13 protein-coding genes are annotated in these 22,723 nt (G+C 64.4%); 2 read left to right on the forward strand and 11 right to left on the reverse strand.

Features of this window, described 5'->3' with window-relative positions; genetic code table 11:
* Positions 1 to 5 precede the first annotated feature (5 nt).
* The gene (gene pssD, locus AC5RVV_RS10835; RefSeq protein ID WP_494001403.1) at positions 6 to 455 is read left to right on the forward strand and encodes a PssD/Cps14F family polysaccharide biosynthesis glycosyltransferase; all 450 of its coding nucleotides are present in this window, start codon (positions 6 to 8) and stop codon (positions 453 to 455) included.
* Positions 452 to 1,078 (forward strand): glycosyltransferase, encoded by a 627-nt coding sequence (locus AC5RVV_RS10840; protein ID WP_494001404.1) that lies wholly within the window; start codon positions 452 to 454, stop codon positions 1,076 to 1,078. The genes pssD and AC5RVV_RS10840 overlap by 4 nt, the downstream gene beginning before the upstream one ends.
* Before the next feature lie 704 nt (positions 1,079 to 1,782).
* On the opposite strand, the gene pth is transcribed toward AC5RVV_RS10840, so the two are convergent.
* The 11 genes from pth to glmU form a co-directional block, all read right to left on the reverse strand.
* Positions 1,783 to 2,376, reverse strand: coding sequence for an aminoacyl-tRNA hydrolase (gene pth, locus AC5RVV_RS10845; RefSeq protein WP_494001405.1), 594 nt, complete (start codon positions 2,374 to 2,376; stop codon positions 1,783 to 1,785).
* Between the two features lie 114 nt (positions 2,377 to 2,490).
* Entirely contained in the window at positions 2,491 to 3,090 is a 600-nt protein-coding gene (locus tag AC5RVV_RS10850; RefSeq protein ID WP_494001406.1) for a 50S ribosomal protein L25/general stress protein Ctc, read from the reverse strand.
* A 187-nt stretch (positions 3,091 to 3,277) separates the two neighbouring features.
* Positions 3,278 to 4,297 carry a M28 family peptidase gene (locus tag AC5RVV_RS10855; protein WP_494001407.1) on the reverse strand — a complete coding sequence of 340 codons (1,020 nt, stop codon included), beginning with the start codon at positions 4,295 to 4,297 and terminating at the stop codon, positions 3,278 to 3,280.
* 202 nt (positions 4,298 to 4,499) lie between these two features.
* Positions 4,500 to 5,750, reverse strand: coding sequence for a heparan-alpha-glucosaminide N-acetyltransferase domain-containing protein (locus AC5RVV_RS10860; protein WP_494001408.1), 1,251 nt, complete (start codon positions 5,748 to 5,750; stop codon positions 4,500 to 4,502).
* Between the two features lie 22 nt (positions 5,751 to 5,772).
* Entirely contained in the window at positions 5,773 to 10,980 is a 5,208-nt protein-coding gene (locus tag AC5RVV_RS10865; RefSeq protein WP_494001409.1) for a Pls/PosA family non-ribosomal peptide synthetase, read from the reverse strand.
* 389 nt (positions 10,981 to 11,369) lie between these two features.
* Positions 11,370 to 12,839 (reverse strand): aspartate kinase, encoded by a 1,470-nt coding sequence (locus AC5RVV_RS10870; protein ID WP_494001865.1) that lies wholly within the window; start codon positions 12,837 to 12,839, stop codon positions 11,370 to 11,372.
* Positions 12,840 to 12,991: 152 nt separating this feature from the next.
* On the reverse strand, positions 12,992 to 14,350 hold the full coding sequence (ectB, locus tag AC5RVV_RS10875) for a diaminobutyrate--2-oxoglutarate transaminase (RefSeq protein WP_494001866.1): 1,359 nt from the start codon (positions 14,348 to 14,350) through the stop codon (positions 12,992 to 12,994).
* 598 nt (positions 14,351 to 14,948) lie between these two features.
* A complete protein-coding gene (locus AC5RVV_RS10880; RefSeq protein WP_494001410.1) occupies positions 14,949 to 17,648 on the reverse strand; it encodes a helix-turn-helix transcriptional regulator in 2,700 nt (899 codons plus the stop codon).
* Positions 17,645 to 20,047: a helix-turn-helix transcriptional regulator gene (locus tag AC5RVV_RS10885; RefSeq protein WP_494001411.1), complete on the reverse strand. Its 2,403-nt coding sequence runs from the start codon at positions 20,045 to 20,047 to the stop codon at positions 17,645 to 17,647. The genes AC5RVV_RS10880 and AC5RVV_RS10885 overlap by 4 nt, the downstream gene beginning before the upstream one ends.
* A 153-nt stretch (positions 20,048 to 20,200) precedes the next feature.
* Positions 20,201 to 21,181, reverse strand: coding sequence for a ribose-phosphate diphosphokinase (locus tag AC5RVV_RS10890; RefSeq protein ID WP_494001412.1), 981 nt, complete (start codon positions 21,179 to 21,181; stop codon positions 20,201 to 20,203).
* Positions 21,178 to 22,716, reverse strand: coding sequence for a bifunctional UDP-N-acetylglucosamine diphosphorylase/glucosamine-1-phosphate N-acetyltransferase GlmU (gene glmU / locus AC5RVV_RS10895; protein WP_494001413.1), 1,539 nt, complete (start codon positions 22,714 to 22,716; stop codon positions 21,178 to 21,180). Before glmU ends, AC5RVV_RS10890 begins: the two co-directional genes overlap by 4 nt.
* Positions 22,717 to 22,723: the final 7 nt, after the last annotated feature.

The following is a 22,723-nucleotide window of genomic DNA, read 5'->3' on the forward strand; positions in this document are numbered from 1 at the left end:
GGCGCATGAAAATCATGTTCGTGACGTCGGCGGGCGGGCATCTGGCCCAGCTGCTGCCGTTGGATAAGTGGTGGAGCCAGCACGCCCGCAGTTGGGTGACGTTCCAGCGGCCCGAGGTCGAGGCTGCTTTGCACAACGAAAACGTCACCTGGTGCTTTTATCCCACCACCAGGAATGTCCGCAATGCCATCAGAAACCTGCTTTTGGCCTGGCCGACGCTCCGCCGGGAGCGCCCCGACGTGGTGGTTTCCGTTGGCGCCGGCGTGAGTGTCCCGTTCTTCCTGGTCGCCCGCCTGCTCGGCATCCACACGGTGTACATAGAGTGCTTTGATCGGATTACCATGCCGACCCTGAGCGGCCGCCTTTGCTACCCTTTGTCCGAGCTCTTCTGCATCCAGTGGGAAGAACAGCGGCGCTTCTACCCCGAAGCCGTGAATATCGGACCGGTACTGTGAACAGCGCGCACCCCGCTCCGCAGGTCGTGGTCTCGTTGGGAACCGACCATCACACGTTCGACCGCTTGGTCGACTGGATCGACGACTGGCTGGCCGGTCTTTCCGATCCACCGTCGTGCCTTGTGCAGCACGGAGCCAGCCGTCCGCCCCGGCACGCAGACGGGGTCACCAGAATGCCGCGCGAGGACTTGCTGGCACTGTATCGAACTGCCACCGTCGTCGTCGTCCAGGGCGGGCCAGGCTCCATCCTCGATGCCCGTGAGGCCGGCCATCTGCCGATCGCGGTGCCCCGGCGGCCGGAACTGCGGGAGGTCGTCGACGGGCACCAGATTGCGTTTACCGAGACGATGGCGCAGCACGGGGACGCGATCCTCGTGCAGGATCAGCAGTCATTGGCCGCCGAACTCGAGAGGGCGCTGCTCGACCCCTCGTCTGTTCGTACGCCGCCGCGCGTTTCTTTGGCAGCCGAGGCTGCCGAACGGCTCGGCGCGGCAGTCGAACAACTGGAACAGACACCCACCGGGCCTATTGCTCTTCGCCGTATCCGGCAGCTTCTGGCGCTGCGGCAGAGGGAAGTCCACACGCACGCGGGGTTAAAAGCTCCCCGCGTCGTTCGAAACTAGGCCTGCGGCAGTCCGGATCGATCGAGCCGGAACCGCCGTAGTCCCGCTAGACGGGGACGAGCCCGCCCTGCGCAGGCGGGCAGAATCCCTGACCGAAGGGTTGCGCTGCGTTAAATGCCCCCGACGCAGCGCAACCCGAGGTTTGCCCGCGGCACGCCTGCATCGGAATGGCCATGAAAAAGGGGCCGACGATGGGATGGGGGTGGCCCGGTCTCTTCAGGCCGCCCATCGTCGGCCCCGCTCGGGGAGCCACTCAGGCTGAAACGATTTTATGCACGGTTGGTGCGGGCGTGCCAATCCACGGTTGTGTGACGCCTTGCGCCGGCGCCCAGCCCTCCATCGCGGACCTGCGTTAGGCGGCGACTCAGTTGACCGTCCGCTACGACGATCCCTGTTGCTTCCGCATTGGACCGTCTTTGTTCCCGAGCCCGAATTTCTTCGTTATCCAGCAGAGACCGACGGGGCCTGGGGGGAAGGTTCCGCCTTCGCGGTTCCTCTGGCTTTCGCCAACCCCGCCGGTCGGCTGGATGCGCCCGGGCCCTTCAGCTCCACGCGCACGGTATTGCGACTCCGCCTTGACGGCGCAACAACACCTTCTCAGCGTAAAGAGCCGAGGGCGACCTGACACGAGTAGTCACCACTCGTTCTTGGGTTAGGTCGCCGCGCCCATGACCCGCGGGATACCCCTGCGGTCTTCCTGACACTCACCCCTGCTTGGCGTTGGCGTGATACTTTTGCTGCGCGGCGAGAAGCCCGTCGGACAGGAGCAGTTCCACCGCGTCTGCTGCATCGTCCAAAAGGAAGGGAAGGTCTTTCTTTTCCGCCGTCGAGAAATCGCGCAGCACGTAGTCCGCCGTATCCATCCGGCCCGGCGGGCGGCCAACGCCTATGCGAATCCTGTAGTAATCCTTGGTCGCCAGCGCCCTGGACATGTCGCGGAGTCCGTTGTGCCCGCCCTCTCCCCCGCCGATCTTGAGTTTGATCGTATTGAAGGGGATGTCGATCTCGTCGTGCAAGGCGACCACGTGGTCCGGTTCGATTGAGAAAAACCGGCACAGCGCCGACGTCGGTCCCCCGGACAGATTCATGAACGTCAGTGGCTTGGCGAGCACAACCCTGGGCCCGCCAATTCCCAGGCGCCCTTCCAAAACCTGTGCGTGCGCCTTGTGCGACTTGAACGAACCGCCGACCCTGCCGGCCAGCTCGTCGAGGGCCATCTGTCCGACGTTGTGCCGATTGCCGCTGTAGCCGGGGCCCGGGTTCCCCAAACCGATTATCAGCCAGGTGTCGGTGCTCACGTAGACGGGTGCTCCTCGGACGGTAGATGCGAAGGATTCAAGATCATCCTAGGGATAGACCAAAGCCCCCGGCGAATGCGCACGCGCGTCGCCGGGGGCTTTGAGGCCGTGTTGTTACTCGGCCGGGGTCTCGGCAGCCGGCTCGGCGGCTTCGCCTTCAGCGGCTTCAGGCTCGGCCACGGTCGGAGCGGAAACCGCGGCGATGACGGTGTCCTCGGGGATCAGCAGGCTGACGCCGGCAGGCAGCTGAATGTCGGTGGCGTGAACGTGCTCGCCAACCTCACGGCCCTCAACGTTGATGGTCAGCGCCTCCGGCAGAGCGGTCGCATCGGCCTCGACCAGAACGGTGAACTCTTCCAGATCCAAGATGGCGCCCGGGGCAACTTCGCCTTCGACGTGGATGTTGACGTCGACGTGAACCTTCTCGCCCTTGCGCACGGTGAGCAGGTCAACGTGCTCTATGATCTGGGCGATCGGATCGCGCTGGATGTCCTTGGCCAGGGCCAGGTGCTCGTCCCCGTCAATGTCCAGGGTCAGCAGCGCGTTGGAGGTACGCAGCGCCAGCGTCGTGGCCTTCTGCGGAAGCAGCACGTGCAGCGGCTCTGCCCCGTGACCGTAAATAACGGCGGGGATCTGGGCGTTGCGGCGGGCCCGGCGCGCGGCGCCCTTGCCGAATTCGCTGCGGACTTCAGCTGCAAGCTTCTGGTCGGACATAATGTTCTCCTTGTGCTGGGTGGTTTTGAGGCGGGTGCCTAGAGACCGACCCGCCGCACCGATACCAGTGCAGAGAACGAAGCTGCTAGCCACCGTCGATAACGGAGAACCGGTTCCGGCTCTCCCTCGCCTAGGCAATGCCAGAAGTTTATCAGGGTCGAGGCGCTGGCCCGAATCCTGCACCCGCTTACTCCAGCGCGCTGCTGTCTTCAGCCAGGCTGGTGGCGGCATGGGTGATCGCGTCGGTCATAATGCCCAGCGCCTCCAAGTCGACGTTGCTGATGTCATCGCCCGATTTGTGGTAGTTCGGGTCTCGTGGCTGCCCTGGTGCGCCACCGAAAAGGATGCTCTCCCGGGCGGTTTTTCTCTCGTCGCTGCCGGTGAAGAGGCCGCCCACAGCAATATTTTCCTCGATGAACGCCACTTGATCGGAATAGAAGTTCCATTCCGTTGGCACCCAGGGCTGGGCACGGGAGTCGAAGTAGTCGGTGAAGAACTGCATGATCTCCTCCGACCCGTCGGGCACCTCCCACTCGGAGTCGTCGTCGGATTTCTGTGGGTCGTAGACCGCGATGACGTAGTTGGGCGAGGCTACCATGTCGATGTTCAGATAGGCGGCGATGTGGTCAAGTTCGCCGCTGTCGTGCTCTGCCAGATCTTCGACATAATGCTTGGAGCCGAACGCCTCCGGAAACTCTTCCGCCCCCCACCATGCGAAGCGCACCTTATTATTTGGTTCACCCCGTTGGCTGAGTTCTTGCGCGGCCTCCAGCAGGGCCGCCGCACCGGAGGCGTTGTCATTGATCGCCGGACTGTTCCGCACCCCGTCGAGGTGGGCGCCCAGCATTATCACGTTGTCGTCACTGCCGCCGGCCGTCTCGGCAATGATGTTGAAAGACTCGTAGCTTTCGCCACGTGTTTCGAACGTAAAGTACTGGCGCGTGCTTTGATAACCCGCACTCTCGAGTTCCCGTTCTACGTACTGAGCCGCTGCCTCATATCCGTCGGTGCCAATAGCTCGATCGCCGTGATCATCGGCGAGTGCTTGAAACTCTTTTAGGTGCTCATACGCTGTGGAAGCCTGCGCCTGCGGCCCGGGTCGCTCCGCCCGCACAGAAGCCAGGACAAGCGCGGCCAGGAGAGCAACCAGCCCGAGCGCCGCGACGAGGACAAGGGATCTCCGGCGCCTGGGCCAGTGGAGTTTCATGTCGTCCTCATGAGTGCAACATCACCACAGCATTCTAGCTGCCGGCTCCGGGGGCCGGGCAATGTCCGACGGCAGGTTTAGAGTCGGCAGAATGAGCGGGGATGAACGGGGCCCCAGAGTGAACCGGGGCCCGAAAAGCAATCGGCTACCTAATGGTCGGTGCAGCCCAAAGCATTCCCCCCGGGGGCCAGGAGGTCCCGAATCAGCGGGAAGCCGTTCCTGAAGCAGCCGTGGGGGACGATGATCCGTCGTCCACGATTTGCCGGAAGTTCTTGGCGCCCGCGGCGACCGGTCTCTCCAATGGGCCTTGTCCCATCCACCGTCTCCAGATCAGGGCGAAGGCGAGGGCGACCGTCAAATGCACGATGAACCACAGGAAGGGTGCCTCGTAGTGCAGCTCAGGGCTCAGCGCGAGCAGGTGTGCGGAGTAAAGGGTTAGGGTCATCGAGCCCATTGCGGCAAGCGGCGTCAGCAAGCGTGCGGCCGCCCCTTCGATCAGGAGGAACACACCGACCGCCAACAGACCGAGCCCCAGACTGCTGGCGATGGCCAGGGGCATGTTCGAGTGCGGCGTCGCGATCGCCAGCCACCACGCGGAGGTGTCCGGAATGATCCCTGGCCCGAAGATAAGGCCGTTGTCCAACTCTTCCCCCGTCATCCCGCTGGTGGCCACCAATTGCTCGAAGCCTCCCATGGCGTACAGCAGGATGGCGGAGGCCGCGTTGGACAAGATCGCCAGGCCTGCACCGATACCGGCGATATATCCCTGCACCCTGGGCCTTCGCAGGTCCAGCCGTCCGATGCCAAGGCCGGTCAGGATGTAACACATGTAGGCCAGCGCCGGATATGAGCCGGTCAGCAGTAAATCCGAGACCACGCCGGCGGGTTCGAAGAAGAAATGCCCGACGGCGGGGTTGAACGTCGACGATGTCGGGAGGAATGGATCCAGCTTCTGCAGGAGGATCGGCGAGACGATGCCGAAGACGGCCGCGCTGATGAACAAGGTTCTGGGCCGCAGATGCAAGAAAGGAATGGCGAGCAAGAAGAATACCGAATAGTAGATCAAGATGCCGTTGGCAGGAGGATCCTCCTGCTGCAAGAAGGGCGCGATCGCCAGGGCTATGGCTCCGATCAGGACGGCCCGAACGGCCAGTCCCAGTCGGTCCCCGGCCATCCTCGGCCCCGTGTGCGGTCTGTTCCCCCCGGAGGACAGGGCCAAACCCACTCCGGCAAGGAGGGCGAACAGCGCAGCGGAGTCACCGGCGAACAAGATCCACGCCAAAGTGGGCTCGCCGGTGTCCTGGTTCGCGTCCGGCAAAATGTGAATGGCGATCATCCCGATGAGGGCGAGGCCACGGGCCGCGTCGATGCCGACCAATCGGCTCCGCTTCTGCATCGATTTAGCGTCTGCGGGGCCGGGGTCGCGTCCCTGCCTGTCCGGAATACGGCTCATGTTCGTCCTTCTCTTTCGCTGTCTAAACGATCTCTCGTGCGGGGTTGCCGCCGTACCGCGCGCCCTCCGGCACTTGGCTACCCTTCATCAAGAGGGAATCGGCCTCCAGGACCGAGCCGTCGCCAATGACGACGTCGTAGAGCAGGTAGGACCCGACGCCCAAGGTGACTCCCCGGCCGAGGGCGATCGCGTCGAGTTTGAAGACGCCGTCCTCCATGGAGTGGCACTGGACGACGCTGGAGTTATTGAGAGTCGCGTCGTCACCGATGGTCACCAGCGTCTTCTCCGGGATGACGCAGCCGTCGTCAAAGACACGCTTACCCATCCGCACGCCCTGCAGACGCCAGAACAGGGGCTTGAACGGGGTGCCGTCAAAGAAATACAGCGGATACGTGATGAACTTCCAGAACCGTTCGTGCCGCCAGAATCTGACGTCGTAGATGGAGCAAACGGTCGGGACCATGGCTTTGAATCCTTGGGCGGCACGCTCGAGCACGATGAAGAAGGCGATCATGAAGGCGCCGAAGCTGACGGTGCCCAGGTACAGCCCGAGTCCCGGAACGCCCGGGAAGAGTATGAGGGCGAGTGAAAAGGCCAGCATGCCGGCGAGGATGAGGACCCACCGGCTCGCCAGGTACAGCCCAAGGGAGACGGCATTGTGCCGGTTCTTGGCCGGCAGCCGGCGGATCATTTCTTCCCGCCGGTCCGTTTTGAGGTCGCGATTGACCGACCGGGGAATCTCGAACGCCGGTGATCCGAGCAGGCCGACGTTTTCCCGAACCTCGCCATGGATGGGAATCATGACTTTACTGCCGAAGAGAACGTTGTCGCCGACACGGGCGCGGGACGGATACGGAATGTCGTTGCCGAAGAAGTTCTTCGCCCCGATTTTCACCTCGGAGACGCTGAAGGACGTACCTGAGTAGTTGGCGTTACTGATCGACACGCCGTCGGAGATCATCGTTCCGGATCCGACGGTAGTCAGGTAAGGGTTGTCATGGTCGAGTTCCGTCCCGAAATTCGATCCTGTCTGCTCAACATTTGGCTGCTTGTAACCCAGCAGACGAAGGTAGTGCACAGCCAGGGAGCTGTCCCCGGTGATGTGCATGAACTGGAAGACGTTGGTCAGCCGGAAGATGAGCCGGTGGGCGGCGTAGCGCAGCCCGTACATCGGATAAACCTGCCCCGGTTTAATGAGGAGGTTGAGCAGCCGGGGAACCGTGAACATTGCGGCCAGACCGAGGAACATGCCACCAAACAGCACGACGAATGAAGCGAATACCAGATCCGCGTAGAAGCCCGGGTTTGTGTGGTCCATATGGCCGGTTTCCCCGTAGGCCGGCAGGAGCAGCGCAATGGCCAGTAGAAGCAACGGGCCGAACAGGACAGTGTTGTTGAGCAGGAGGAGCACGCTGAAGGTGACCCGCCGCCGCCGGCTGCACGGCAGCGGCTCGACGAACCGGTAGTTCACGTTGGTCGGCACCGCAGGGGACCCGTGCCAGCTTTCGCCGGCGGGTACGGATTGCAGCCGCTGCAAGGACGACGAGTGACCCAATTGAGCTCCGTCGCCCATCGTGGAGTTGATGTCCAGCACGCACCTCTCGCTCACCAGGACGTCCTGGCCAAGCGTGACCCGGCCGGTCTGGATCCACCCGTCGTGGGCCCGGTAGCACAGGTAAAACGCATCCCTGTTGATCACCGTCCCGCTGCCGATCGTCAAGAGGTCGGTGCATACCGGAGTGATGGGGGTGAGGATGGTGACGTTGGATCCGATCTTGGCTCCCAGCAACCGCAGGTAGAAGGGAAGGATGGGGGTCCCGACGAAGAAGGCCAACGGGTTGAGTCTGACCAGCGCCCGGACAAACCAGAACTTGACGTAGGCCAGGGACCAGATGCGGATGTTCTGCTCTTCCCATCGTCCGAGGAGCAGCCATTTCAGCAGGATCGGCACGATGCTGAGGGCCAGAAAGAAGCTGAATCCGACGACGACCGATCGCCCCCAGGTCTCCAGGACGCCCTCCCCTGCAATGACCCAGGTGAAGCCGGCCGTGATCGCCGTGAGGAAGGTGTAGGAGTAGCCGATGGCGAGTGCGGCTTGCAGGGCACCGCAGAGCACGACGTCGAAAGTGCCGGCCCGCCCTCGTTTGGGCCTGGGGTGCGGTTCCTGTGCTGCCCAAGCGTGGGGGGCTGTCGGGGAAGTAAGTGCAGCGGCGAGCTCTCGGATCGTCGGATGCTCGTAGATGACCTGCAGATCAACCGGCGGCAGGTCGGTGTTCGTGCGCAGCGCGGCGGAGAATCGCGCAACTATCAGGGAGTTGGCCCCGAGATTCTCGAACATGTGAGCCTCGACGGAGACGCGCTCCAATCCCAACACGGCAGCAAGCTGCTCGGCGAGAGCCGCCTCGGCGTCCGTCGCCGGTTCGCAGTACTCGCCCTCGGCTGAAGCGCTCACCCGGTTGCTGGGTGTCGGCAGGTTTTTCCGGTCGGCCTTGTCGCTGGGCAGCATCGGCATGGTCTCAAGCTGCTCATAGAAGGCCGGGATCATGTAGCCCGGCAGCCGGTCGCGGAGCTCTTCCCTGATCTCCTCGGGCGCGAGTTCGGAGACCCCTTGGCGCAACGTATAGAACGCGGCAAGCTCTGTCATCCCCGGTGCCGACTCATGGGTCTCGACGACTGCCTGCGCGATCCCGGGGATTTGCAGAAGCACCGATTCAATCTCTGACAGCTCGATCCGGTACCCGCGGATTTTGACCTGGGTATCGATTCGGCCGTAGTACTCGATCAGCCCGTCGTCGTTGATCCGCCCAAGGTCGCCGCTGCGGTAGATGCGTCCCGATGGGTTATTCGAAATGCCCATGAAGTCGGGGATAAAGACCGCATTAGTCTTCTCGGGATGATTCACATAACCCACCGCAAGCCCGATCCCGGCGATGCCGATCTCGCCTGTCTCTCCCCGTGGCAGGGCACGCGGCTCGTCGGGATCCAGGATCATGATCGTGTAGGTCGGCAGCGGCTGGCCGAGGGTGATCGGCTTGTCGGGATGCAGAACGTCCCACGTGGCGGTCACGGTCGCTTCGGTGGGCCCGTAGACATTGAGGAATCTGCGGCCGGGCCGGTACCAACGCTCGGCCAGATCGCGCGGGCACGCCTCACCCGAGACCAGCAGAAAACGCAGGTCAGGGAGTTCGTGCTCCAGTGTGGCCAACAGGGTGGGTACACAACACATCGCGGTAATACGGTTGTCGAGCAGAAACCGTTCCAGGTCAACCCCGAGCAGGCTCTTCGAACTCGGCTTGGGCACCAACGTCGCCCCGACCATCCACGGCACCCACATCTCCTCGACAGAAAAGTCGAAGGCGATCGTCAGTCCCTGATAGACGCGGTCGTCGCCCTGATATCCGTAGACCTCGGCGGCGACCCGGACGAAGTTGCAAATGCTGGAGTGTTCGATGGCCACCCCTTTGGGACGGCCCGTGGAGCCCGAAGTGTAGATGACGTAGGCCAGGTTCTCGACAGGGGCGGGCTTCTCGCTGTCTGCGAGCCGGGAGCCGGACATGGCTGCAATGTCCGCGGCGGCCGTGTCCAAACTCAGGGCGCGCGGGCAGTCCTCCGGCAACAGACTGGCCAGGTGGCTCAAGGTCAGCACGCGGCTGGCCCCGGAGTCCTCCATGATGTAACCCATCCGGTCCGGCGGAAATCCCGCGTCCAGCGGCACATACGCCGCCCGGATCTTCAGCACCGCCAGTATTGAGACATAGGCCCACACGGCGTGGTCGAACAACAGCGCAATGCGATCGCCGGCCTGGGCTCCGTCGTCGAGCAAATGCCGGGCCAGCTGATTGGCCCGCGCGTCGAGCTGATCGTAGGTCAACCTCGAGTCCGCGGAGTCGACCGCCAACTGGCCTGCCCGGCCTTCGCGGCGCAACAAGTCGCATCGGCTCTCGAAGAGCTCCTCCAGGCGCTCGCCCGGAGACCACCGCACCTCTTGGCGGTGCGGGGACTGCAGCAGCAGGTCTACCGCGGTCGTCATCGGCTCGTGAACTACGTCGGTTGCGGTTGCCGGACCGCCCGAGCGCACCTCGTACGGTGCTGCGCTGAGCTCCGTCTCGCTCAATTCGACTCTTCGCCCTGCGGGTTCTGCCTGCCCGCCGGCCCGACCGACAAACACCGGGCCTTCAGGATCGGCGCGAACAAAATCCCCAGTGCGGTAGGCTCGGGGCCAGCCGAGGGCGCCCAGGGGAGCATATTTCTCGACGTCTTCGCCTGGATCGAGGCAGCGGCCTAAGCCAACCCCGCCGATGACCAGTTCTCCTTCTTCGCCCCAGGCGACAGGCTGGTCGTTCCTGTCCACTACGGCCAGTTGCCAGCCGGGCAGCGGCCGGCCGATGCCCGCCGGAGTCGACTCATGGGCTGGAGCACAGGCGACGATGGCCTCGATGGGACGGTACGTGTGCCATACTTCCCTGCCGGGGGCGGCCAGCCGCGGCGCAAGATGCGGTGGGCATTCCTCGCCGAAGATCAGCAACCGGACGTCTTGCAGCGATTCCGCCTGCCATAGTGCAGCGAGGGCAGACGCCGTTGGGACCACGGTGATACCCCGTTGCACCAGCCACGGGCCCAGGTTTTCGCCTGAGCGGATGACCTCGGGAGGTGCCGGCACCAAGCAGGCGCCGTGCCGCCACGCCAGCCACATTTCGTGGCACAGGCCGGACCTGCCGAAGAGACCGGTCAGCACACGATCGCGGGGCCCGAGCGGGTCCTCGGCGCAGAAGACCGACGCTTCAGCGTCCACAAAGGCGGCCGCCGACCGGTGCGACACTGCGATTGACTTGTATTGGCCGGTCGAGCCTGAGCTGACGATGATCCATGCATCGTCGTCGGCGGTGGGCGGGCGAGCCTCTCCGTGGGCGGGCGCTCCGATGACGGGACGGACCCGAAGCCCGGGTCCGACTACCGCGCATACTTCGGCCGCTTCCCATACCAAAGCGGCTCGGTCACCGAGCTCGTCAGGATCGACAGGGACGCATGCCGCTCCGCGAACGAGTACGGCCAGCACTGCGATGTAGAGGTCGACCGTACCAAGGGCCATCAGGATGCCGACCCGGTCTCCGGCACCGATCCCGCGTTCGCGCAGGTTCAGGGCCAGGGACTCGATCCGCTCCAGCAGCGCCAGGTAATTCAATGAGGTGGTGCCGTCATCCAACGCCAGCGCGTCCGGGTACTCGTCCACGGAGCGAAAGAGGATGTCCAGCAACGTGCGAGGAATCGGTGCAGGCCCCCCTGAGTACACGCCGGAGGCGGGAGGGATTGTGCTGCCGGTGCGTTCGCTGGCTCCTGACGGGGCGGGGTCCGTTGGCGCCGCCAGCGCGACTAATTCTTTGGACGCCGCTTTATGAGCGCCGGCCGGCGTCCGCGCGTGGGACTGCCTGACCAGCATGGTGGTGTCCTCTGATCCAAGGTACGAGTTCTCGGCTGGCGCCATTGGTACCTCCCGTTTCTGCACTGCATTTGGGTGTATGGGTCACTGGGGTCAGTCCCTGCTCGCGTGGCGCAGAAAGCTGATGTCCTTGTGCCGGCTCGGCACATTGCCTAAGCTGCTCCTTCCTCCCCAGTCAGACGTCATGCGGAAGATCCCGGCCGGCTAGCGGCGAGCGCTTGAACCTCGAACTGCGGAAGCGTGTCCGGCGTTTGGTCGCCCGCCGCTTCCGTGTCCGGCGTACGGTCGTCCGCCGCTTCCTTGTCCGGCGGCGTGAGACCAAAGGCGTCCTGCAGAGCGCGGACAGCATCGGCAAGCTCATCGGCCCGTGCCACGGCCGCAATGCACAGCTCGGAAATCGAGATCATCTCCGGACTGATCCCGGCGTCCGAAAGTGCTCTGAAGAAAGTGCTGAGGGTGGTGGGCGAAGAGCGCATCCCCAGTCCGGTGAGCAAGACCTTGCCCACTTCTCCCTTGTGATACAGGGCTTCAAATCCGATGCGGCTCCGGGCCGCGTCCAGGGCCGCTATGGCTGCCGACGCCTCCGTAGATGGGAGGGTGAAGGTGATGTCGGCGATTCCGGTCCCCGGGTCCCGCGAATTCTGGGCGATCATTTCGATGTTCAGCCCCGATGCGGCGAGCTCCTGAAGGAGTCGCGCGGCAGTCCTCGAGCAGGCCGGGATTCCGGCGATGGTGACTTGTGCGGCGGAGTTGACGCTTGCCACGCCCGAAACCAGAGTCTTTTCGCCTGCGTGCGCATCCGAACGGGGTTGATCGAGACTGGGCAGGATCATGGTGCCCCGCTTTTGCACGAACGAAGAACGGACATGGATCGGAATACCGAAGCGGCGAGCGTATTCGATGCATCGGAGGTGGAGAACTTTTGCCCCCGCGGCTGCGAACTCGAGCATTTCCTCGCTGGCGAGTACATCGATCTTGCGCGCGTTGGGAACGATCCGCGGATCTGCCGTATAAATACCGTCGACATCCGTATAGATCTCGCAGACGCCTGCGCCGAGTGCTGCGGCGAGTGCGACGGCGGTCAAGTCCGAACCACCCCTCCCCAGAGTGGTGACCGTCTTCCCTTTAAGGCTTTTGCCCTGAAACCCTGCCACGACGGCGACCTGACCGTTCTTCAAGCAGGCACGGACTTGGCGCGGATCGACATCGATAATGTGAGCTTTGCCGTGGCAGTCGTCGGTGATGAGGCCCGCCTCGCTGCCTGTGAAGGTCCGGACATCGACGCCCAGATCGGCCAAGGCGATCGCCAGCAAGGCCGCCGAAACGAGTTCGCCGGTCGTCAGCAGGGTGTCGAGTTCGCGGGCAGGGGGATGCGGCGAAACACTAGCCGCGAGATCCAACAACTCGTCGGTGGTGTCGCCCATGGCGGAAACCACCGCAACGACTTGATATCCAGACGCCTGTGTCTCAGCCACTCGGTGAGCGGCGCGACGAATGCCGTCGGCATTCGCCACCGACGAGCCACCGAACTTCTGCACGATGATGTTGGTTGAGCGTCCAGCCGTGCCCGCCGCCTCCGCTCGTTCGCCCCACGGCAGTGGCTCGCCGAGCCTCGAGGCGCTGCGCGGCAGCTCGAATGAGTCCTGTGCCATGCGGACAGCAGCCTCATCCATGGCCTCATCTATGCGCTTAAAGTTTTTCACCCTGACCCCCAAACTTGCTGGGCTGCCGCTGCACCTCGGGTGCGGTCGCTGCCCCGCCAACACTCCGGATTGCCCTGCTGCGCCCGTCCAGAGCTAACCGCCTATTTGCCAATGTGTGCTCGGCTCGGCGTGCTCACTGCGCGCAGCAGCGCCGAACTGGACGCCCGCGGCCTGAGGACGTCCCCACCGCGGCTGCCCGGCGTTTCGTCAAGCCATTCACCGGCAACCGATCGGACAGCCTCTGCAAGCAGGTCAAGCCCGCGGGTCATGTTTTCCGCGCTGATAGTCAATGCAGGCATGGCTTTGAGCACTTCTCCCTCCGGCCCGGAGGTTTCTACAAGCAAGCCACGGGCGAAGGATTCGGCGGCAACTTTTCGTGCCATTGTCCGGTCCGGGAAATACACGCCTGCCAAGAGCCCTCGACCGCGGACAAGGGCGCCTTCAATGCCGGACGCCATCGTTGCCAGAGCTGCATGCAACTGTGCGGACCGTGCCGCGATGTCTCGTTCGAATCCCCGACCGTTCCAGAAGTGTTCCAGGGCCGCGGTCCCGGTTACGAAGGCCGGGTTATGGCCGCGGAAGGTACCGTTGTGCTCTCCCGGCTTCCAGATGTCCAGTTCGGGTTTCAACAACATGACGGCAAGCGGCAGTCCGAAACCGGACAGTGATTTCGACAGGCAGACAATATCGGGTTGGATACCTGCTTCCTCAAAGCTGAAGAACGTGCCCGTACGTCCACACCCGGCCTGGACATCATCGACGATCAGAAGCATGCCGTGCTGGTGACAGATATCGGAGAGTCGCCGCAGCCAACTTCCACTGGCCGCTCTGAGCCCTCCCTCGCCCTGAACCGTCTCCACTATGACCGCGGCGGGTTTGTCCAGTCCGGACCCGCTGTCCTCCAACGCATGCTGCAGCCACAGGAAATCTTCCGTCGGCTGATCGAAGTAGCCGTCATAAGGGAAGCTAGAGGCGTTATTGAGCGGAACTCCTGCGCCTTGGCGTTTTAGTGAATTGCCCGTTACCGCCAGTGCGCCAAGGGTCATCCCGTGAAACGCATTGGTGAAGCTCAGCACTTGGTGCCGGCCGGTAACCTTGCGCGCCAGCTTCAGCGCCGCTTCGACGCTGTTCGTCCCGGTGGGGCCGGTGAACATGACCTTATAGTCGAGACCGCGAGGGATCAGGATTAGTTCCAGGAACGTCTCCAGGAATCGTCGCTTCGCCGTCGTCTTCATATCGAGTGAATGGATGACCGACCCGGAGCGCAAGTAAGTAATCAGCGGCTCCAGCAGAAGCGGGTTGTTGTGCCCGTAATTGAGTGCTCCTGCGCCCGAAAAAAAATCCAGATACTCCCTGCCGTCCTCGCTATGCAGCGTGTCCCCGGCGGCGTAGTCGAAAACGGTATCCCAGGTCCGGCAGTAACTGCGGACCTCCGACTCCAGAGATGTAAAAATATCCATCATTAACCTGCCTTAGCTGTCGCTGACTGCCGCCCCGGGCACGTCTCCTCCGGGCGGGGGGAGCGTGTGAGTCCCGGGCTGCAGGCCTGGACAGCTCCGGTGACCCGTTCTGCTGCGCCCGACCGTGCGGGACCGCCGCATGTGTGAACATGCGTGTGGCAGGCCCTCGAGACCTTGTCGAGTTCTGCGATCATGACGATTCCCCAATCTGTTCAACCGGGTCCCCAATCCGTTCCACCAGACGGATTCTGCGATCGACCAGCGCGCGCAGTGCTCCTACGGGGATGCGCGATGCTGCCCGTGTCCCAGGCGAGGCCCGTGCCCCAAATTCGGTTGCCGGGATGGATGTCACAGCCCGCCGACGCATGCCCGCGGACTGTCCCGGAACCGATAGTCGTCGAGAGCCTCACGCCCCCTTGGTTTCTACCGAAGCTTTCGACAGTTTCAGCCTAGGAAGCGGCTACGATGTATGCCCAAGTAGCCGACACTCGACTTGGACCGACAATTCGGCTGTTTCCTGCCGCGGCATGACCGATGGCCTACTTGCTGCTTCGCGGGCGGTACTTGGATCTGCGCGTCAGATACTTGCTGTTGGCCCTCACTGATCCAGTACTTCGGCGTACCGGATCAGCTGCTGGCGGTTCTCGACCCCGAGTTTTCGGTATATCCGGTACAGGTGTCCCTCGGCGGTCCGGGGAGAGAGCGTCAAGGACTCCGCGATCTGCTTGTTGCTGGCGCCCCGGCGCACCAAGTGGACAATTTGTTGCTCCCGCGCGGTCAGTGCCGGTGCACTCCCCCGGGCACGTTCGGTTGCAGGAGTCGTGACACCGTCGAGTCGGCGCAGGGTTACCCGCAATTGGTGCAGTGCACCGTTGTGCTGGCGTTGAAGCCCCTGCCGCTGGTAGATGTCCGATGCCCAGGACGTTGCCGTGGCCGCGAGCAAATCTTTGCCCGCACGCGTTGCCATCTCGGCTGCTGCCATCAAACCCCCCGGATCCGATGAGGCCCTGCTGGACGCGACAGCCGCCAAAGCCTGGGTTTCGGGCCCATCCAACGGGGCGCACAGTTCCGCGAGACGTGCCGCCCCGCTACCGTCCCCGAGCAGGAGCTGATGCTCCAGAATCTCTTTCTCTGCGCTGACCCATCCCGCCGCACGGGCCGTTGCCGCGAAGGCTTCAAGTTCGTCCAGCAGAAGAACCGGATTCGCGCGTGCTGTTCCCGGCGGGCCCGCGCGGCTTGATGCAGCTGCTGCAGCGTAGGCAGAGGCTACAAGCAGGCGCGGGCGGCTCCCGGTGCCCGCTTCTTTCTGCAGGCCAACCCGGAAGTCTTTGGCTTGCCCGCCGTTGCCCAACAGAGCCGCTCCGGCTGCTGCGGCTCCGAGCACGGATGGAAGCAGCATCCCTTGATCCTCGTGGCGCAGCGGGCCGATACCTTCCGCCAACGACTGGACCGCGGGCTTCATCCGGCCCCTTCGAAAGAGAAGCAGTCCTCGCAGAGCGGATTCGTTACCTGAAAACCAACGGTGCCGGCACGGCGCGGTCCTGCTGTATTCATCCAGGGCGCGTTCTGCCTCCTGGTAGCGGCCGGCGATCAACAAGGACTCCACGTTCCGGGAGAAGACAAAGGGATAGAAGGACCGTAGCGACGGAGTTGCCGCGACCAGCTTCAGGACCTCTGTCCCGGCTTCCGCCGCCTGCCTGAAACGGCCAGTTTCCGCCAGGCAAAGCGCCTTGACGGTACCGGCAAGCAGTCGGGTAACTCCAGCATCCTCAGATCCAGGGGCAGGGGCGTTCTCCAGCCGGTCGAGGGCCGTTCCGAAGTTTCCTTCCAACATGTCGGCATAAGCCTGCAGCAACCAAGCACCGGTTGCTGCATCCAGGCACGCCGCTGCGACCGGAGCGTCGCCCGGGGCCGTCGAGGGTTGCGCCGCCGCTGCTTCCATCCAACCGGAGGAAATCTTTTCAAGCTGAACCCGGTACCCGGCTTCCGGCTCTACGAGGGACGCCCGGAGCAGCGCGGCGGCCGCGATTGTCCGACGGTCCACGTTCTCATGGATCAGGTCCAGCGCCGTTTTGGCCTCCGAGCTGTCGCCCAGCCCCCAATGGGCGCGCGCTCGTTCCACCAGAGCGGCAGGCTGGCCGTTTGTGCCGGCATCTGCAAGCCTTAGAGCCAGCTGATGGTCACACTCGTCATTGGCGGCACACGCGGCAGGCAGTAATTCTTCGGGTGACGGCGGCCGGCCGGCGTCAACCTGCCAGCGCACCAGTTCCACCCTGGCTCTCTCCGGTGCAGGTTCCAGGCATTTCATGACGTCCAGGTATTGGTTGAGAAGTTCCGCGCTGCGTCCTGCGGGCACCATGGATCGGATAACGTCCGCGTACGGCGGGAACCGAAGCCGCACGGCGAGGTTTCCGGTGCGCATGTCCGCCAACAGCCCCATCTCCTCCAAGGATCGGACCGCCATACTGTCGAAGAGGGCACCGGCCGCTGCAGCCGGCACCGAGCCGGCCAGTGCGGCGATGTCCACCACACGCCGCTGAGGTGCCTCCAGCCCATTGACCAGTCCCTTGAACAGATCAAGTGCGCCCGGATCCAGGCCAGTGGGTTCCTGGATCATCCGCCACACTCCGTGGTGCTGCACCACATTGCCCGCTGCAGCAGCGTGGGCGGCCAAGGCCTTCAGGAGGTGCGGATTCCCCAAAGACTTGTGCTGCAGCATCTGCACCGTCCCGCCGGCTACCGTCCCTCCGAACATCTGTTCAAGGGTGTTGCGGACTTCCGCCGTCGTGAGCGGCCGCACTTCGAAGGCTTCCAGGATCCCGTCCTGGCACAATTCCAGGAGCTCCCGCGGCTGCGCGCTCCAGCTTCTACAGAGCGCAAGGATCTTGAGCGAGCGCGCCATGACCAGTTGCGCCAGCAGATGGCTGCTCGCGTCGTCCAGATCATGGACATCGTCGACGATCAGCAACAGGGGACGGGCCTCGCCCGCGGGGCCCTTGGCAAGGGAGGAGCGCACCGTCCGCAGGACCGCCAGCGGAGATTCCAACTCCGCGGGGGTCACTCCCCTCAGATAAGGAAAGAGCGCACCGTAGGGCACGTGTGCCAGGGTTGGTTCGGCTCGTACCCGCTGCACCCGCACCGTGTCCCCAAGGTTCCGGACAACCTCATCCGCGACGGTGGACTTCCCTATGCCGGCGTCCCCGTAAAGCACCGCTCCGCCGGTTGCCTGGCCGGCGAGGCAAGCGGTCACCGCATCGACGAGGTCCCGGCGCCCGCCCCCGGAGCCGGAAACGTTCATGCGGTTGGGCCAGGGGACTCCGGAGCCAGCATCTCGGCCAACTCTTGACGGCTGCGAATGAGCAGTTTGGAAAACACCTGGTACAAGTGGCCTTCGACCGTTCTGGTCGAGACACCAAGTTCCCGGGCAACAGCGTGATTGCTGCGGCCCTCGGCAACAGACCTGGCAACAGCCTGTTCACGCGCCGTGAGGCGCCCGCGCCAGGCGGCCTCGTAGCCTGATTCCGTCCCGGCCTCAAGGAGTGTGCGAACCTTGCGCCTGACCCTGCGGAGTACATCGGCCCGTCCCGATCTGTCTGCGGCCGCCTCGGCCTGGCCGGCTACGTCGCGGGCAAAGGTCAGTTGACCGGCTCTAGCCGCTTGCTCGGCCGCTTGGAGAAGCAGGTTGGCGTTTCCGGAAGCGAGGCCCCTCGCGTACGTTTCGCAGACATCGGCGAAAGGTCCTTGGCACCGGGTGGCAAGTTCCAGCAGTCGGCCATCCTCGTCCACCCCGGACAGACGCACCATGGCCGCCAGCGCCATCATCTCCATGGCGCCGACCGCCGCCGACCGGTCCGCAGCCGCCTGCTGCCGCAGCAGTCGCAGCGCACCATCGACGTCGCCGCTGGCCGCCCGTGCCATGGCACGAAAGTGCCGTTCCAGGCGGGTGATGAGCCAGGGGCTTGCCCCACCGCGGGGGGGTTCTGTTCCTGCCTCTCCGCCGGCTTCATTGAGCATGGCCCGGCAGTAAGCCGAGGCCGCTTCGGCCAATGGTGCCAATCCGTCGGGATCCGCTTCCGACGACTGGGCGCGGGCAGAGCGCAGCAGGCCCGCTGCACGGTGCAGATCACCGGTTGAGGCCAGTACGATGCCGTCAACGAGTTCCTCCCACGTACCGCCGGGATCACCACGGCGGCCGCACTGGCGGAGACGCCCGGCGCCGTCCAACCAGGAGCCGGACAGCAAGTAGGCTGCGGCCCGGTGCTGTTGGATCTCCCGGCGGCGTTCTTCAGGCACCGTTGCAAGGTCGGGCCACGGCTCGTCGGCAACCGCCAGCGCATCATCACTGCGCCCGGTGACTGCCAAGGACTCGCAGAGCAGGGCCCGGCTGAGCAGCCTCTGCCACGTCGGGACAAAGCAATCCTCTGCACAGCGCCGAAGCAGGTCTAGCGAGCCAGCGTACTCACCCTGAAAGACCATGGACCGGGCCGTGTTTAGCGGCGGCACCAAGCCGTTCCGGGCCGGTTCCGGGTGGCTGCGGAGGGTCGTCCGGGGCACGGCCGGTGGCCGGGACCGATAGAGACCGTCGGGCGAGGTTGCGCGGAGGGCCTCTGCCATGAGCCGGTCAGCGATTTTGACCACTGGGGCCGGATGGTAGCCGATGCCAACTATCCCGCGATACTGAAGCTGGTCCAAGGCACCACCGCGCCCGGTCGCCTGCAGATCGGACAGGGGAAGACCGCCGGACTCCGCGAGTTGGCGGGCGAGCTCCAGAACGTCGTCGTCCAAACCGCTCAGGGTCGCGCACACAGTGCTCACCGTGGGCGGCCCCAGCCGGACCGGTTTGCCGGTGTGGACCCATACGCCGTTCCGTTCCCGGAGAGTACCTGAGGATACGTAGTCCCTGACCAGCAACGGAACCAACCTTGGATTCCCGCCGGAATGTGCCTGCAGCACCCGCGCTGCTTCGCGTGAAAGCCGTCCGTCCAGCCCGGTTGCAGCCAGCTCGCCAACTTCCGACTGGTTCAGGGGAGGCAGGTCGATCCGCCGCATTCGCGGGTCGTGGCCCAGGCTCAGGAAGGCCGGCGGAACCGCCGAAAAATCCCGGGCGAGAATAATGCTTCGTACATCTCCCCTCGTGACCAGTTGGCCGAGCAGTGTCGCGGAGTCGCCGTCGATATGCTCCGCGTTGTCGATCAGCAGGACGATGTCTCTGCCGCCGGCTGCCTGGCTCAGTTGTTGTGACAATCCGTCCAGAACCAGCATCGGGTGCGCCAGCTGCGAGTCATCCAACTCGGCAAGCAAGTATGTCAGCGCCCCGTAGGAGCGGCTGCGCGCGTACGCGGTGCCGCGCAGTTGGACGACCAGGACGCGTTCCCCAAGATGTTTAACCACATGCCGTGCCAGCAGCGTCTTCCCGTATCCAGAGGGCGCGACGACGACCGCGCCCGCGGATCCCCTGTCCGTCAGCGCTTTAAGAACCGCTCCTGCGACCTCCACCCGGCCGATCAGAACCGTGTCCGGGCCGGGCACAAGCGCATGACTGAATAAACTCTCAGCCTTCATGGCGAGACCGTCTTTCTTCCCCTGCCCCCAACGCCCGACCCCCATCGGACGTGGGATTAACCATAGCCAGCGAGTCCGGCCTTGTACACGAGTAGCAGGCGGGCGGGCCGGGAACGGCTGCGGCAGATGATCCACGCCGGCCAAGGTACAGTCCCGGTCCGAGACGGGAAGCCTCCGGAGACGGAAACGGAGCCGGCGAGGGGGCGGCCACATCGTCAGGCCGTCACCCGTCGCCGGCTCCGCTCAGGAACCGCTAGAGACTGGTTGAAACTGTGTCAGGCCCCGCTGTCAGGCCTTGCCGTCGAAGAGGCTCGTGACCGAGCCGTCTTCGAAGACTTCACGGACCGCGCGGGCGACCAGCGGAGCAATCGACAGGACGGTCAATTCCTTGAAGTTTTTCTCCGGCGGGATCGGCAGCGTGTTGGTGACCACCACTTCCCGGGCACCGCTCTCGGAAAGCCGGCGGGCGGCGGGATCCGAGAACACGGCGTGCGTTGCTGCGATGATGACGTCCTTGGCGCCGGCGTTCTTCAGGACCTGAACGGCGCCGGAGATCGTTCCGCCGGTGTCGATCATGTCGTCGATCAGCACGCAGGTGCGGCCCTCAACCAAGCCGACGACCTGCTTCGACACGGCCTGGTTCGGCGCGTTCACGTCGCGGGACTTGTGTACGAAGGCCAGCGGAGCCCCGCCCAGCCGCTCGGCCCACTGTTCGGCAACGCGGACGCGGCCGGTATCCGGGGACACCACGGTCACGTTGTCCAGGTCGACCCGTGTGCGGACGTACTCGGCCAGGAGCGGAATAGCCATGAGGTGGTCGACCGGACCGTCGAAGAAACCCTGGATCTGCGCCGTGTGCAGGTCGACGGACATCAACCGGTCTGCGCCGGCCGTCTTGTACATGTCGGCCACCAGGCGGGCCGAGATCGGTTCCCGGCCGCGGTGCTTCTTGTCCTGCCGGGCATACGGGTAGAACGGAGCGACCACGGTGATGCGCTTGGCCGAGGCCCGCTTCAGCGTGTCCACCATGATCAGGTGCTCCATCAGCCATTCGTTGATGGGAGCCGGGTGCGCCTGGATCACGAAGGCGTCGGTACCGCGCACGCTTTCCTCGAACCGGACGTAGATCTCGCCGTTTGCGAAGTCGTAGGCGGACGTCGGCAGGAGGTCGATCTCCAACTCTTTGGCGATCTCCCGCGCCAGTTCCGGATGGGCGCGTCCGGAGGCCAGCACCAGCCTCTTTTCGCCCTGTGCCTTGATTCCGCTCATGAAGGATCACTTTCTGCAGTTGGGGATTGCGTGGAGGAAGTTCGGGTGGCAGCTTCTGCAGATGAGCTGCCGGGGCGGTTCTTCTGCACCCAGCCGTCAAGGTTCCGCTGCGGCGCGACGCTGACCGCGAGCGCTCCGGGCGGCACATCCTTGCGGATCACCGCGCCTGCGCCGGAGTAGGCACCGTCGCCCACGTGCACGGGAGCCACAAAGACGGTGTTCGAGCCGGTGCGCACATTCGAGCCGATGACGGTACGGTGCTTTTTTTCGCCGTCGTAATTGGCGGTGATGTTGCCACAGCCAATGTTGGCATACTCACCGATCTCCGCATCCCCGGCATAGCCCAGATGGGACAGCTTGGCGCCCTTGCCGATGGTCACGTTCTTGGTTTCGTAGAACGCGCCGATTTTCCCCTTCTCGCCCAGCACCGTGCCGGGGCGAAGGTAGGTGAACGGGCCGACGGTGGCGCCGGGCCCGATCTCGGAATCGGTGCCGTGCGTCCTGATGACCGAGGCGCCCTCGCCCACGGTCACGTTCGTCAGGGTCGTCTCCGGCCCCACCACGGCATCGGAGGCGACATGCGTGGCGCCGTGCAGCTGGGTGCCGGGCAGCAGCGTCACGTCGGTGCCGAACGTCACCGTCGAGTCGATCCAGGTGGATGACGGGTCCACGATGCTGACGCCGGCCCCCATGGCAGCGTCCAAGACCCGCCGGTTGTGCTCCGCCCCCAGGGCAGCCAACTGGACCCGGTCGTTGGCCCCCTCCACCTGCCAGCGGTCGGTGGTGACGACGGCGGCCACCCGGCCGCCGTCGGCCCGGGCCAGCGACAGCACGTCGGTCAGGTACTTCTCGCCCTGGGCGTTGTCCGTGGTGATCCTGGACAGGGCGGCGCGAAGGACTCCGGCATCGAAGGCATAGATTCCGGAGTTGACCTCACGGATCGCGCGCTGTTCGTCCGTGGCGTCCTTGTGCTCGACGATGCCCTGGACACTGCCGTCCTCGGCGCGGATGATCCGCCCGTATCCGCCGGCGTCATCGAGGACTGCGGTCAGTACGGTAACGGCATTCCCGCTGGAGGCATGCTCGCCCACGAGTTCCTTCAGCAGCGCCGTGGTCAGCAGCGGAACGTCGCCGTAGGTGACCACCACGGGGCCGTCCGGCTGGGCGGGAAGGGCATCCAGCGCCACCTCCACTGCGCGCCCGGTGCCGGGGATCTCGTCCTGGTCGACGATCAGTACATCCGGATCCAACGAAGTGATATGCTCCGCCACCCGGTCACGCTCATGGCGTACGACGGCGGCAAGCACCGTGGGTGCCAGGCCGCGTGCCGCGGCGAGCGCGTGGCCCACCATGGAGACGCCGCCGATCTCATGCAGGATCTTGGGCTTTTTGGACTTCATCCGGGTGCCCGCCCCCGCGGCCAGGACGATGACCGCTGCCGGTGTTGAAGCGTTTTTGACGTTTTGTTCAGGGACGTCCTGGGGGCTCACTAAGTGGCACTCCTCGCTGCGCTGATTCCGGTGTGGCCGGTGCATTTGGGTT

It is taken from the genome of Arthrobacter sp. MDT2-34-1, from assembly GCF_059091365.1.

Bases quoted from the DNA above. Each gene is read 5' to 3' on its own strand.
- AC5RVV_RS10850 (WP_494001406.1), bottom strand. From the start codon at position 3,090: ATGTCCGACCAGAAGCTTGCAGCTGAAGTCCGCAGCGAATTCGGCAAG.
- AC5RVV_RS10855 (WP_494001407.1), bottom strand. From the start codon at position 4,297: ATGAAACTCCACTGGCCCAGGCGCCGGAGATCCCTTGTCCTCGTCGCG.
- pssD (WP_494001403.1), top strand. From the start codon at position 6: ATGAAAATCATGTTCGTGACGTCGGCGGGCGGGCATCTGGCCCAGCTG.
- AC5RVV_RS10870 (WP_494001865.1), bottom strand. From the start codon at position 12,839: ATGGCACAGGACTCATTCGAGCTGCCGCGCAGCGCCTCGAGGCTCGGC.
- glmU (WP_494001413.1), bottom strand. From the start codon at position 22,716: ATGCACCGGCCACACCGGAATCAGCGCAGCGAGGAGTGCCACTTAGTG.
- AC5RVV_RS10880 (WP_494001410.1), bottom strand. From the start codon at position 17,648: ATGAACGTTTCCGGCTCCGGGGGCGGGCGCCGGGACCTCGTCGATGCG.
- ectB (WP_494001866.1), bottom strand. From the start codon at position 14,350: ATGGATATTTTTACATCTCTGGAGTCGGAGGTCCGCAGTTACTGCCGG.
- AC5RVV_RS10860 (WP_494001408.1), bottom strand. From the start codon at position 5,750: ATGAGCCGTATTCCGGACAGGCAGGGACGCGACCCCGGCCCCGCAGAC.
- AC5RVV_RS10890 (WP_494001412.1), bottom strand. From the start codon at position 21,181: ATGAGCGGAATCAAGGCACAGGGCGAAAAGAGGCTGGTGCTGGCCTCC.